Source organism: Streptomyces sp. NPDC021012 (assembly GCF_044333355.1).
Lineage (GTDB): Bacteria > Actinomycetota > Actinomycetes > Streptomycetales > Streptomycetaceae > Streptomyces.
The window spans coordinates 46,956-60,148 of the sequence record NZ_JBIRQU010000020.1; the positions used below are offsets into that span (position 1 = coordinate 46,956).

Sequence of the window (13,193 nt, forward strand, 5' to 3'; positions counted from 1 at the left end):
CCGTCCGACCTATTCTGCGGTAGCCGCGCCCGACGGCCCCGCCGCGGGTACACACCCCACCCACGTCATCGAGCCTGTTGGGAGACTGTCTTGAAACTCGGCCTCGCATTCGCGGACTACGCCTGGGACGGCGGAGCGGAGCGCATGGCGGACACGCTCGCGACGATGGCCCGCACCGCCGACGACGCCGGATTCGACGTCATCGGGGTCGCGGACCACGTCTGGCAGGGCCCCCACATGGGCGGCCCCGAGCAGCCGATGCTGGAGTGTTTCACCACGCTGGCCACGATCGCCGCGCACACCCGCCGCATCCGGCTGATGCCGATGGTCGCCGGGGTCCACTTCCGTTCCCCGGGCCTGCTGGCGAAGACGGTGACGACGCTGAACGTGCTGTCCGGCGGCCGCACCGACCTCGGCATCGGCGCCGGCTGGTACGAGGAGGAGGCGCGCGGTCTCGGCATCGACTTCCCGCCGCTGGCCGAGCGGTTCGAGCGGCTGGAGGAGGCCGTCCGGATCTGCCGGAGCATGTGGGACGGGGAGCGCGGCGACGAGAAGCCGATCACGGGCCGCCACTACCGGCTGGACCGGCCGCTGAACGTGCCGCAGAACCTGACCCGGCCGCGGATCGTGATCGGAGGCGGCGGCGAGAAGAAGACGCTGCGTCTGGTCGCCCGGTACGCGGACGCCTGCAACCTGTACCCGGGCCCGGACCTGGGCGACAAGCTGGAGGTGCTGCGCCGTCACTGCGAGGACGAGGGCCGCGACTTCCACTCGATCGAGAAGACCTGCATCATGCCGTTCACGCCCGCGGACGAGGCCGCCGCCGACGAGCTGGCGGGGACGCTGCGCCAGATCGCCCAGGCCGGCGTCACCCGGGTGATCGGCATCCTGGAGGGCAAGGACCAGGTGGGCCGCATCGAGCTGATCGGCGAGCACGTCCTGCCCGCCGTCGCGGACGCCTGAGGTCTCCCGTACGGGTCGGGGCGACGGTCCCCGGCCCGTACCCCGTACGCACACCGGTGCCCGGCCCCGCTCGTCGGCGGGGGCCGGGCACCGGCGCGTGCGGCGGGCCGTCAGTCGGGCAGTCGGACGGAGAGCGCGTGGCGGAAGACGTCACGCGGGTCGTAGGTCTTCTTCGCCCGCTGGAGCCGCGGGTAGTTGTCCTTGAAGTACAGGGTGTGCCACGGCACCCCGGAGGTGTTCCACTCGGGGTCGGCGAGGTCGGTGTCCGCGTAGTTGACGTAGCTGCCGTCGTTGGCGTCGTCCGGTACGGGTACGCCGCCGGTCCGCGCGTACACGTCGCGGTACATCTCGCGCACCAGCCGGATGTTGGTGTCGTCCTCCTCCGGGGAGGCCCACACGGCCATGTAGGCGGCCTTGAGGACCGAGTCGCGCTGGGCGGCGGCGGTGGCGTCCGGGGCGACGGCGTTCACCCTGCCGCCGTAGCCGATGAGGATGAGCTGCACGGGGCTCGTCTCGCCCGTCGTCAGATGGCGGTACAGCGCGTCCGTCTGCTCCTTGGCGTAGCCCTTGCGCAGATAGGCGGCCTTGATCTTGATGCGCCGGGTGAAGGGGTCGCCCGGGTCGCCCCAGCCCGGGTACGACGACATGTACAGCCAGGGCCTGACCTGCTGGGAGACGAACATCGGCTCGGCGTCCACGCCCGCCATGACCTCCTCGAAGAACGAGGTCATCAGCTTCTCGGCGTCCGGGGTGGCGTCGTCCATGTGGGCGCCGACGGTCAGCCCGAAGCCGGAGCGGTGGGTGCCGTGGAAGTAGCCGGCCAGCGCCGCGTACGGCGAGTCGGGGTCGCTGTTGCGCTCGAACCAGGAGCCGAAGTTCGCCTGGAGGGTGGCGAACGCCTCCGGGGTCATCGACTCCCAGGACCACACCGCCATGCCGCTGCGCCAGGCGCCGGGCGCCTTCGGCAGCAGCTCGCCCGGGTCCTCGGAGCGGGCGCCGGGCGCCCTCATCCAGTAGCGGGTCACGACGCCGAAGGTGCCGCCGCCGCCGCCCGTGTGCGCCCACCACAGCTCGCGGTGCGGGTCGTCCTCCTCGCGGGTCGCGACGATCGCGCGGGCGGTGCCGTCCTCGTCGACGACGACGACCTCCACCGCGTACAGGTAGTCGACGACGGCGCCGAGGCTGCGGGAGAGCGGCCCGTAGCCGCCGCCGACGATGTGCCCGCCGACCCCCACCTCGGGGCACTCGCCGGCCGGGATCGTCACGCCCCAGCCCTTGAACAGCACGCGGTAGACATGGCCGAGGGTCGCGCCCGCGTCGATGGCGAAGGCGCGCCGCCCGGCGTCGTACCGGACCTCGGTCATCTCGGACATGTCGAGGAGGATCTCGACGCCGTCGGTGGCGAGGTTCTCGAAGCCGTGCCCGCCGCTGCGGACGGAGATCCGCTTGCCGGCCGCCACGGCCTCGGCCACCGCGGCCACCACCTGCTCGGTCGTGGTCACCACCCGCACGTAGTCCGGCTTTCCGACGAACCGGTGGTTGGTGCCGAGCACCATGCTCGGGTAGCGGGGGTCGTCCGCGGTGATGGTGGCCGCCGCGAAGGCGGGGCTGTCCGGCTCGGTCACGTCTCTCCTCCGTGGAAGGGGCGGCCGCCCGAGGCCTCGGGCCGGGCCGCCGAGGGGCCGCCACCAGCGTGGCCGAGGGCCGCTCGGGATGTCTTCTCCCCCCGTGCGCTTCCCCCGTGGCCTGGCGTTCTTCCAGATTGCTCAAGGACCGGGCGTGGCCCGGATTCGCTTGTGGCCCCGGCCCGGCCGCTGGTTTCGTGGGGCGCCCAGGCCCGACGAAGGAGGATCCGTCACATGTGCGGCATCGCAGGTGCCATGGTCCTGCAGGGCGGCGCGGGGGTCGACGCCCGGGTGCTGGACCGTATGACGGCGACCCTGCTGCACCGGGGACCCGACTCGGTCGGCACGTACCTCCGGGAGGGGGTCGGTCTCGGCTTCCGGCGCCTGAGCATCAACGACCTCGCCGGCGGTGCGCAGCCGATGTCCAGCGAGGACGGCTCCGTCGTCATGGTGTGCAACGGCGAGATCTTCAACCACCGCGAACTGCGCGCCGAACTCGTCGCCAAGGGCCACCGCTTCGCGTCCGACTGCGACGTCGAGGTCCTCGTCCACCTCTACGAGGAGGAGGGCACGGCGCTGCTGCACCGGCTCAACGGCCAGTTCGCCTTCGCGCTGTACGACCGCGCGCGGCGCCGTCTGTTCCTCGCCCGCGACCACGTCGGCATCCTGCCCCTGCACTACGCGACGACGCCCGACCAGTTCGTCTTCGGCTCCGAGGCCAAGGCCGTCCTGGCCCATCCGGGCGTCGGCCGGGCGGTGGACCTCACCGGCCTCGACCAGGTCCTGACCTTTCCCGGCCTGGTCAGCCCCCGCACCCTGTTCCAGGGCGTCAGCGCCGTGCGTCCCGGTCACTACCTCCTCGTCGAGGACGGCGACGTGCGCGAAGTGCGGTACTGGGACCTCGACCTGCCGCCGGCCGGCGAGCCCCAGGAGCACCCGGACGCCTACTACCCCGAGCGGCTGCGGGAGCTGCTGACCGAGTCGGTGCGGCTGCGGCTGAGCGCCGACGTGCCGGTCGGCTTCTACCTCAGCGGGGGGCTCGACTCCTCGCTGATCGCCGGGCTCGTCGGCGAACTCGCGCCGCCCGCCGACTCGTTCTCCGTCACCTTCCCCGAGGCCGACATCGACGAGTCCGGCTACCAGCGCCTCATGGCGCAGAAGGCCGGCTCGCGCCACCACGAGATCCCGTTCACCACCGACGACATCGTCGGGGGGCTGGAACGGATGGTGCTGCACGCCGAGACGCCGGTGAAGGAGACCTACAACACCTGCTCCCTCGCGCTGGCCCGGCAGGTCCGCGAGGCCGGCACCACGGTGGTCCTCACCGGTGAGGGCGCCGACGAACTCTTCGGCGGCTACGTCGGCTACCGCTTCGACCGGCTCGGCCGCGGCGCCGCCCGCTCGGGCGACCCGCTCGCCGACGCGCTGGAGGACGACGTCCGGCGCCGGCTGTGGGGGGACGCCGGGCTGTTCTACGAGCGCCCGTACCACGCCTGGCGCGAGGCCAAGCTCGCCCTGTACTCGGCGTCGGTGCGCGAGGCGTTCGCCGAGGTGGACTGCCTGCGCGAGGCGCCCGTGGACCACGACCGGCTGGCCGGCCGCGATCCGCTGGCGCAGCGCTCGTACCTGGACTTCCGGCTGCGGCTCTCCGACCACCTGCTCTCCGACCACGGCGACCGGATGGCGATGGCCCACTCCGTGGAGGCCCGCTATCCGTTCCTGGACCGCGCGGTGGTGGAGTTCGCCACCCGGGTTCCGGCCCACCTCAAGGTGCATCCGCGGGGCGGCGAGAAGTACGTGGTGAAGCAGGCCGCCCAGGGCCTGGTGCCGCCGGAGATCGTGGACCGCGAGAAGTTCGGCTTCCGCGCGCCCGGCAGCCCGGCGCTGCTGCGCGCCGGCGTCGAGTGGATCAACGACATGCTCTCGCCCGCGCGGATCAGGCGGCAGGGCTACTTCGACCCGGCGGCGGTGGAGCGGCTCCGTGCCCGCTACACCCGCGACGGTTTCGAGATCCATCCGCACTACGGCGACGACCTGCTGCTCACCGTTCTGACCTTCGGCATCCTCCTGGACACCTTCTCCCTGCCGGACCACCCGTGACGGGCCGGACGTCGGCCGGACGGGACCTTCCGGGACAGAGAAAGGAATCACGATGACGTTCGAGGCCATCCACGACCTGGTGGGGAGGGCGATCGAGCGCTTCCCGGACCACGTGGCCGTCGAGACGGCCGACGGCCGCCTCAGCTACTCCGAACTGGACGCGCGCGCCGCGCACGTGGCCGCGGAGCTGCGGGCCGCGGGCGCGGGCGCCGGCGACTTCGTGCCCGTCCTGGTCGGGGACCGCCGCGATCTGGCCGCCGCCGTCCTCGGCGTCCTGCGCATGGGCGGGGTGTTCGTGCCGGTCGACCTGGCCGCGGCGCCGGCCCGGCTGCGCGCGATGCTGCTCGACCTCGACCCGCGCTGGGCCGTGGTCGGCGACCCGGCCGACCCGGTGGCGCTCCAGGCGCTCGCCGAGGCGGCACCCGCCGCCCGTACCGTCGCGGTCGGTCCCTCCGGCGAAGCCGGGGCGGTCGAGGCGCACCGGGCGGGCGCGGACGACCCGGCGTACGTCTTCTTCACGTCGGGCACCACGGGCCGGCCCAAGGGCATCGTCGGCCGGCTCGGCTCGATCGCCCCGTACATCCGGTGGGAGAGCGAGCTGCTCGGCGCCGGACCGGGGCTGCGCGTCGGCCAGCTGGTCTCGCCCTCCTTCGACGCCGTGCTGCGCGACCTGTTCCTCCCGCTGACCTGCGGCGGCACCCTCGTCGTTCCGCCGAGGGAGACGCTGCTCGACCCCGCGGCGCTGGCCCGCTGGGCGGACGAGGAGCGCGTCGCCCTGATCCACACCGTGCCCTCGCTGTTCCGGGGCCTGGTCTCGGCCGCGATCTCCGGGGACCACACGCTCTCCGCGCTGCGCTGGGTGGCGCTCTCCGGGGAGCGGCTCGCGCCGGCGGACGCCGAGCGGCTGTTCGGGCACTACGGCGACCGGATCCGGCTGCTGAACCTGTACGGGCCGTCGGAGACGACGATGACCAAGACCTTCCACGAGGTCACCCGCGCCGACCTGGACCGCCCGTCGATCCCCGTGGGCCGGGCTGTTCCGGGCGCCGAGGTGCTGCTCGTCGACGAGCGGGGCGGGCTCGCGGAGCCCGGCGCGGTCGGCGAGATCCACCTGCGCACCCCCGACCGCACGCTCGGCTACCACCGGCGTCCCGAGGAGACCGCGCGGGTCTTCGTGCCCCACCCGGTCACCGGCGACCCGGCGGACCTCGTCTACCGCACCGGCGACTTCGGCCGCCTGCTGGACGACGGCAGCCTGGAGTTCCTGGGCCGCAAGGACCACCAGGTCAAGATCGGTGGCGTACGGGTCGAGCTGGAGGGCGTCGAGAGCGTGCTGCGCGCGCACCCGGACGTCGCCGACGCGGCCGTGGTCACCGGCGACGAGGACGGCGCCGCCTACCTGTGCGCCTACCTGGAGCTGCGCGAACCGGCCGGGGAGACCCTGCCCGAGGGATTCGAGCAGCGGCTCCGCGCCCACCTGCGCGAGCGGCTGCCGGACGGCGCGGTGCCGGCCCTGTTCGTGCCGCTGGCCGAACTGCCCCGCACGCTCAGCGGCAAGACCGACCGCAAGGCCCTGCCCGCGCCCGTCCGGCGCGCCGCCGGGGGCGCGGACGGCGAGCCGCCGCGCACCGCGACCGAGCGGACCGTCGCCGAGCTGTGGCTGGCGACGCTGCCCGTGACCGGCGTAGGCCGGGACGACGACTTCTTCGCGTCGGGCGGCACGTCGCTGCTCGTCGTCGAGCTGCTCGGCCGGGTGAACAGCGCCTTCCAGGTCGCGGTGCCGCTGCGGGACTTCCTCCTGTCGCCGACCGTCGCGACCCTGGCCGCCGCGGTCGAGCAGGAGCTGCTCGCGGCCGACGCCCCGCTCGACGACCTCTTCGCCATCTAGGGACCGCCGATGACCACGCACCTCGCCCAGCCGACCACCGCCGCCGCCGGTCTCCCGGCCGCCGAGCGGGCCTGCGTCCGCTGCGGCATCAGCAGCCGCTACCCCGGCCTCGTCTTCGACTCCGACGGGGTCTGCGACCTGTGCACCCGGTACGCGGAGCACGGCACCGAGATCGACGCCTGGTTCGGGGACGTCGACCGGTTCGTCGAGCTCGTCCGGGGCCGGGCGGAGGCCCGCGGCTCCGCCTACGACTGCCTGCTGCTCTACAGCGGCGGCAAGGACAGCAGTTACGTGCTGTACCGGCTGATCGACCTCGGCCTGCGGGTGCGGACCTTCACCTTCGACAACGGGTTCATCTCCAAGACCGCGCTGCGGAACGTGGAGACGATCACCTCCGAGCTGGGGATCGAGCACGTCACCGCCACCCACGCCGACCAGAACGCGGTGTTCCTGCGCAGCCTCCAGCAGCACAAGAGCGTGTGCAACGGCTGCTTCCGCTCGCTGCTCGACCTGAGCACCCAGCACGCCCACGACCTGGACATCCCGACCATCGTCACCGGTCTGTCGCGCGGTCAGATCATGGACGAGCGGCTGACCTGGTTCCACCGCCAGGGCATCTTCGACCCGGCCGAGATCGAGCCGCGGCTGCGGGAGGGCCGGCAGGTCTACCACCAGTCGGGCGGGGCCGTCTCCGCGGAGGTGGTCGACTCGGTGGAGGTCGTCGACTTCTACCGCTACAGCGACGTCACCAAGGACGGCATCCGCGCGCTGCTGCGGGAGCGCTCCGACCTGTGGGCGCAGCCCGGCGACACCGGGTTCTGCAGCTCCAACTGCATGATCAACGACGCGGGGGTGCTGGTGCACTCCCGTGAGCGGGGCTTCCACAACTACGAGGCCCCCACCCGCTGGGAGGTGCGCCTGGGCCATCTGGACCGGGCGGAGGCGGACGAGGAGCTGCGCCCGCCGGCGGCGACGCCGCGGGTGCGCAAGATGCTGCTGCAGATCGGCTACCCGCTGCCGGAGGAGGGCGTCGCCCGGCCTCCGGCCGGGGCGCCGGTGGCCGAGCGGACCTCTCCCCCGGCCCCGTCCCCGGCCGGCCCGGCCGCGCGGCGGGCACCGCTGACGCCCGCCCAGCGCGAGGCGCTCGGGCGCGGGACGGAGGCGCCGGACCGCCAAGCCAGGGTGCTGCTCCTGCAGACCCCGGAACCGGCGGACAGCGCCCTGACGCGCCGGGCGACGCTGCGGCTGCTGCTGCACCACGAGGCGCTGCGGCTGCGGTTCGTACGGCGCGGCGAGACGTGGGAGCAGTACGACGGCGGTCCTGCGGGCGCCGTCCCGGTGCTGCGCCTGGACGTGTCCGGACGGGACGCGGCCGCCGAGGCGGAGCTGGTGGCCACCGCCGTGGACCGGCTGCGTTCCCGGCTCGACCTCGCCGGCGGGCCGCTGCTGCAGGTCGCGCTGGTCGACCGGGGCGAGCTGCCGGCCCGGCTGCTGCTGGTCGTCCACGAGCTGGTCGCCGACACCCGTTCCTGGCGGGTGCTGCTGCGCGACCTGTCCGCCCTGTGGGCGGGCGGCGGCGAGGCGGAACTCGCCGTGGCGGACTCCTTCCTGGAGCGGGCCGCGGCCGTCGCGCCCGGCCCGGTCGCACCGGCCGCGCCCGCGTCGAAGGACGGGGGGGATCCGGTGCGGCTGACCGTGGCCTGCGGCGCTCCGGCGAGCGCGACCCGGGTGGCCGGGGTGCTGGCGGCGGTCCTCACCGACCTGGGTGACGCGCCGGACGTCGAGGTCCTCGACCACACCGCCGGGGACGGCCCGGCGGGCATCGGCCGCTGGACCCTGGCGCAGGCGCCCGCCTCGGGCGACGCGCCGCTGATCCGCTACCAGCACTTCGGAGACCTGGACGCGCTGCTTCCGGACGGTTCGCCGTTCACGCGGGTGGCGGCCGACGAGGCGGACTTCACCGTGCTGCCCGACACCGGCCGGGACGGCGTGAGCGTGCACGGCGTGGTGCGCGCGGGGGTGCTCCATCTGGACTGGTGGTGCCCGCCCGGTGTGCGCGGGCGGCTGCTGGCCGCCGCGATACCGGAGCGGGTGGCCCGTCGGCTCACGACGTCGCCGTGACGGCTGCCGCGCCGGTCCCGGTCCGGACGCTCGGCGTCCTCGGCGGGATGGGGCCGGCGGCGACCGCGGAGTTCCTGCGGCTGCTGGCCGCGCGGGTGCCGGCGGCCGACGACCAGCACCATCCGCGGATCGTGATGCTGTCGGACCCGTCGGTCCCCGACCGGTCCGCGGCGCTGACGGAGGGCGGCCCGTCGCCGCTGCCCGCGCTCCGCGAGGGCCTGGCCACGCTGACGCGCTGGGGCGCGGACCTGCTGGCCGTGCCGTGCAACACGGCGCACGTGTACCTGGACCGGTTCCGGTCCGAGCTCCCGGTGCCCCTGGTCCACATCGTCGACGCGACGCTGCGGGCCGCGATGGCGAGGAGCCCGGAGGGCGGCTGGCTGGCCGCCACGGCGGGCACCGTGGCCAGCGGCCTGTACCAGCGGCGGGCGGCCGAGCTCGGCTACCGGCTGGTGGTGCCGGGGGCCGCCGCCCAGGGGCCGATCCACCGTGCGGCCGTGCTCGTCAAGGCGGGCCGGACGGACGAGGCGGGGCAGGTACTGGCCTCGGCTCTGGGGCCGCTGTGGCGCGAGGCGGCCCTGCCGGTGGTCACGGCCTGCACGGAGCTTCCCCTCGCCTACTCGGCGGCGCTGCTGCCGGCGGACGCCACGGTGTCCAGCCTGGACGCCCTCGCCTCGGCCTGCGTCGACGCGCTGTACGCGGCGCGGGCCCCGCGCACCACGCCGGACCTGCTGGCGGCGGCGTAGCGGCGCGGGGCCCGGGCGGTCAGATGCGGACCGTGAGGCAGTCGGGGGTCTTCGGGCCCGTGCCCAGGGCGTACGCGTTGTAGTCGTCGAGGTGGCCCTGTGCCACGGCGGCGGCTTCGGCGAGGCGGGCGTCGATGTCGGCGTCGTGGGCGAGGACGTCCTCCATCGCCTCCATGAAGGCCATCTGGACGGCGTGGAAGGCGCCGAGGACGGCGCCGTGCGCCTCGGGCGGCCCGGCGCGCAGCTCCAGCTGTTCGCCGGTGGCGCGGTGGTGCGGGTGCTCGTCGAACCAGCCCTCCTCCTCCAGGAGGGCGATGCAGCCGTACGTGGCGGGGGCGGAGCCGCTGGCGCGGTGCCAGGCGGCGGCGGCGCGCGGGCTGTTGAGGTACATCATGAAGGCGAGCGCGCCGTCCCGGACGGCCTCGTCGAGGCCGTCGGCGAGCCACAGCGAGTCGCCGCCGATCCAGTTGCCGGCGCAGGGCAGGTCACCGTTGCGGGGCAGTACGCCGACCTCCAGGTCGAAGCCCGCGGCGGCCGCCGCCTTCACCATGTAGTTGGCGTCGAAGGAGGAGCTGAAGCGCAGGGCCACCTCCTGGCCGGCGAGGGCCTGGAAGGTGCCGGCCCAGTCCTCCAGGCCGTCGCTCTTGCGGTAGTGGCCGGCCCGGTGCAGGTCGCGCCACCAGCGGACGTACGCCTTCACCGCGTCGGAGGTCAGGTCGAGGCGGGTCGCCCGGCCGTGCCGCCCGTTGCCCGCGTCGGTGAGCAGCGCGCCCTGCTGGGCGACGGCGTGCTGGAGGAACTTGCCGTCGACGGGCCAGGCGATGGCGTGGGCGGGTCCGTCGTCGAGGCGGGCGACGGCCTCGCATGCGGCGGTCGTCTCCTGCCAGGTGCGGGGCGCGGCGGCGACGCCGGCCCGGCGCAGCAGGGTGGTGTTGGCGTACAGCAGCATCGTCGAGAGGGTCATCGGCACGGTCGCGAAGTCGCCGTCGACGGTGTAGTACTCGCGTACGCCCGGCAGGAAGTCGTCGAGGACGACGGGCTCGCCGAGGATGGAGTCGCGTCCGGCGACGGCCTTCTCCACGGAGACGAACAGCGGCCGGCCGTCCTGGGTGCGGGCGTCGCGGGCGAGCTGCGAGGCTCCGGCGTAGTAGGTGGCGAGCGCGGGCGCCCGGCCTTCGGCGGCCGCCTGGGCGACGGCCTCGGGCAGCTCCTCGTAGGAGTGGCCGCGGATGTCGATGCGGTAGCCGGGGTGGGCCTTCTCGAACTCCCGGGCCCGCTCCCGGATCGGCTCCAGGAAGTCGGGGAACGGGAACTCGGACAGCCAGGCCTCGATGACGACGACGTCGTCCGGGGCTCCGGAGTGCATGGGTCCTCCAGTGAAGGGGGGGGTCGGGGCGGACGCGCCGCGCGGGTCAGACCGTGACGACGGGAAGCTGCGTCCGCCGCGGGGCGGGCTCTTCGCCGGGCGGGGCGGCGGCGGGCTCGACGACGACCGGGGCGCCGTTGAAGACGGCGTTGCCGGACAGGGCGTCGATGGTGGAGTCGTCGGTGAGGGCGTTGGCGTTGACGCCGGGGTACCGGGCCGCGGTGCGCTGGGTGGATCCGGCGTGTCCCCAGCCGTGCGGCAGGCTCACGACGCCGGGCATGATCCGGTCGTTGGCCTCGACCGCGACGACGAGGTCGCCGGTGGCGGAGGTGATCCGGGCGTGGGTGTCGAGGCCCAGGCGGGTGATGTCCTCGGGGTGGACGTGCAGGGTGCAGCGGTTGCTGCCGCCCATGAGCGTGGGCACGTTGTGCAGCCAGCTGTTGTTGGAGCGCAGCTGGCGCCGTCCGATGAGCAGCATCGCGGGGGTCGGTGCGGCGAGCCGCTCGCCGAGGCGGCCGATCTCGTCGGCGAGCTCGGCCGGGGCGAGCCGGACCTGCCCGGATTCGGTGCTGAGCACCTCGTCGATGCGGGGCTTGAGCGGGCCGAGGTCGATGCCGCTGGGGTGCTTGCGCAGCTCGGCGAGGGACAGGCCGTAGGGGCCGAGGCGGAGCATCGCGTCGAGCATGAGCTCGGGGCCGCTGTCGCCGTCCAGCAGGGCCCGCGCGTCGGCGAGCTCCATGCCGTGGAAGGGGGAGCCGGGAATCTGGGTGCCGGCGCCGAGGAGCTGGCCGAGGACCATCTCGTCGACGAGGGACGGGTCGGCGTCGGCGCCCTGCCCGGAGGCGATGAGGCACAGCCGGGCCATGATCTCGGCCTCGGAGAGCTGTCCGGGTTCGAGCGGCAGGACCGGCGGCGAGAACCGGGTGTAGTTGCGCACGGTGACGGTGAGCAGCAGCAGGTCGTAGTGCGGCATCTGCATCATGCGCGGCGGCGGCAGGATGACGTCGGCGTGCCGGGTGGTCTCGTTCAGGTAGGGGTCGACGCAGACCATGAAGTCGAGCTCGTCGAAGGCCTTTCCGAGGCGGGGCCCGTTGGGGGCGGACAGGACGAGGTTGCCGGCCACGCACACCAGTGCCTTGACCTGGCCTTCGCCGGGGGTCTCGATCTCGTCCGCCAGGGTGGCGACGGGCAGGTCGCCGCAGGCCTCGGGCAGGCCGCGCACCCGGCTGTGCCAGCGGCCGAAGGTGAAGGGCCGCGGGCCCCAGGGCACTTCGAGGGTGGCGGGCTTGGGGAACATCACGCCGCCGGGCCGGTCGAGGTTGCCGGTGAGGATGTTGAGGACGTCCACCAGGTACTGGGTGAGGGTGCCGAAGTCGGCGGTGCTGGTGCCCATCCGGGTGTAGACGGCGGCGGTGGGCGCGGCGGCGAGGTCGCGGGCGAGGCGCCGGATCGTCTCGGCGGGCACGCCGGTGGGCCCCGCGACGGCCTCGGGGGCGAACGGGGCGGCGTGGGCGCGCAGCTCGTCGAGGCCCTCCACGTCGAGGCGCACAGTGGCGAGGTCCTCGGCGAGCAGGGTGTGGACCATCGCGAAGAGCAGCAGGGCGTCGGTGCCGGGGCGGACGAAGACGTGTTCGTCGGCGAGGTCGGCGGTGCGGGTGCGGCGGGGGTCGACGACGACGATCCGGCCGCCGCGGGCGCGTATCGCCTTGAGCCGGCCGGGGAAGTCGGGGGCGGCGCACAGCGAGCCGTGGGACTCGGCCGGGTTGGCGCCGATGACCATGAGGTGGTCGGTGCGGTCGAGGTCGGGTACGGAGATGGCCGTGGCGTTGCCGAAGAGCAGGCCGACGGCGACGTGCTTGGGCATCTGGTCGATGGTGCTGGCGCTGTACAGGTTGGTGGTGCCGAGCGACATCGAGAGCGGGCCGCGGTAGAAGATGCCGCCCATGGTGTGGAAGGTGGGGTTGCCGAAGTACGCGGCGAGGGCCTGGCGCCCGTGCTTCTCGACGACGCCCATGAGGCCCTGCTCCACGGCCCGGAACGCCTCGTCCCAGGTGGCCTCGCGCCACTGGTCGCCGGTGCGGATCATCGGGACGCGCAGCCGGTCGGGGTCCTCGTCGATGCGGCCGAGGCTCGCGCCCTTGGGGCATATGTAGCCGCGGGAGAACGGGTCGTCGGTGTCGCCGCGCACGCCGGTGACGTGACCGGCCTCGTCGAGTTCGACCTTCAGGCCGCAGACGGCGTCGCAGACGGGGCAGGAGCGGTGCGCGGTTCTCAACGGGACTCCAGGGACGTGGGTGTGAGGGTCCGTCGCGGTCGCCTCGGAAGGACCGGCCCGGCACGGCCGGGCCGGGCGGCAGGCCGCCGCCCGAGGGTCTCACCGGGCC

The 13,193-nt window shown here is 74.1% G+C and carries 8 protein-coding genes; 5 read left to right on the forward strand and 3 right to left on the reverse strand.

Annotated elements, in window-relative coordinates; all coding sequences use genetic code 11:
- Positions 1 to 90 precede the first annotated feature (90 nt).
- Positions 91 to 963 carry an LLM class F420-dependent oxidoreductase gene (locus tag ACH4TP_RS37365; protein WP_398440349.1) on the forward strand — a complete coding sequence of 291 codons (873 nt, stop codon included), beginning with the start codon at positions 91 to 93 and terminating at the stop codon, positions 961 to 963.
- Positions 964 to 1,073: 110 nt separating this feature from the next.
- On the opposite strand, the gene ACH4TP_RS37370 is transcribed toward ACH4TP_RS37365, so the two are convergent.
- Entirely contained in the window at positions 1,074 to 2,588 is a 1,515-nt protein-coding gene (locus ACH4TP_RS37370; RefSeq protein ID WP_389238025.1) for an FAD-binding protein, read from the reverse strand.
- A gap of 234 nt (positions 2,589 to 2,822) precedes the next feature.
- Here ACH4TP_RS37370 and asnB point away from each other — a divergent pair, with 234 nt between their 5' ends.
- From asnB to ACH4TP_RS37390, 4 genes are read left to right on the forward strand one after another with little or no spacing between them, the layout of a single operon-like run.
- Complete coding sequence (asnB, locus tag ACH4TP_RS37375; protein WP_398191949.1) at positions 2,823 to 4,688, forward strand: asparagine synthase (glutamine-hydrolyzing); 1,866 nt, start codon at positions 2,823 to 2,825, stop codon at positions 4,686 to 4,688.
- Positions 4,689 to 4,740: 52 nt separating this feature from the next.
- Complete coding sequence (locus ACH4TP_RS37380; RefSeq protein ID WP_389238029.1) at positions 4,741 to 6,576, forward strand: amino acid adenylation domain-containing protein; 1,836 nt, start codon at positions 4,741 to 4,743, stop codon at positions 6,574 to 6,576.
- A 9-nt stretch (positions 6,577 to 6,585) separates the two neighbouring features.
- Positions 6,586 to 8,697, forward strand: a complete 2,112-nt coding sequence (locus ACH4TP_RS37385) for a condensation domain-containing protein (protein ID WP_398440350.1) — start codon at positions 6,586 to 6,588, stop codon at positions 8,695 to 8,697.
- A complete protein-coding gene (locus ACH4TP_RS37390) occupies positions 8,694 to 9,443 on the forward strand; it encodes an aspartate/glutamate racemase family protein (protein WP_389238033.1) in 750 nt (249 codons plus the stop codon). Before ACH4TP_RS37385 ends, ACH4TP_RS37390 begins: the two co-directional genes overlap by 4 nt.
- Positions 9,444 to 9,462: 19 nt before the next feature.
- Here ACH4TP_RS37390 and ACH4TP_RS37395 read toward each other — a convergent pair whose 3' ends face one another.
- Together ACH4TP_RS37395 and ACH4TP_RS37400 are read right to left on the reverse strand one after the other, a co-directional pair.
- Positions 9,463 to 10,809: an extracellular solute-binding protein gene (locus ACH4TP_RS37395; RefSeq protein WP_389238035.1), complete on the reverse strand. Its 1,347-nt coding sequence runs from the start codon at positions 10,807 to 10,809 to the stop codon at positions 9,463 to 9,465.
- 46 nt (positions 10,810 to 10,855) lie between these two features.
- The gene (locus ACH4TP_RS37400; protein ID WP_398440351.1) at positions 10,856 to 13,084 is read right to left on the reverse strand and encodes a molybdopterin-dependent oxidoreductase; all 2,229 of its coding nucleotides are present in this window, start codon (positions 13,082 to 13,084) and stop codon (positions 10,856 to 10,858) included.
- Positions 13,085 to 13,193: the final 109 nt, after the last annotated feature.

Coding starts and splice junctions, on each gene's coding strand:
- asnB (WP_398191949.1), top strand. CDS start 2,823: ATGTGCGGCATCGCAGGTGCCATGGTCCTGCAGGGCGGCGCGGGGGTC.
- ACH4TP_RS37380 (WP_389238029.1), top strand. CDS start 4,741: ATGACGTTCGAGGCCATCCACGACCTGGTGGGGAGGGCGATCGAGCGC.
- ACH4TP_RS37385 (WP_398440350.1), top strand. CDS start 6,586: ATGACCACGCACCTCGCCCAGCCGACCACCGCCGCCGCCGGTCTCCCG.
- ACH4TP_RS37395 (WP_389238035.1), bottom strand. CDS start 10,809: ATGCACTCCGGAGCCCCGGACGACGTCGTCGTCATCGAGGCCTGGCTG.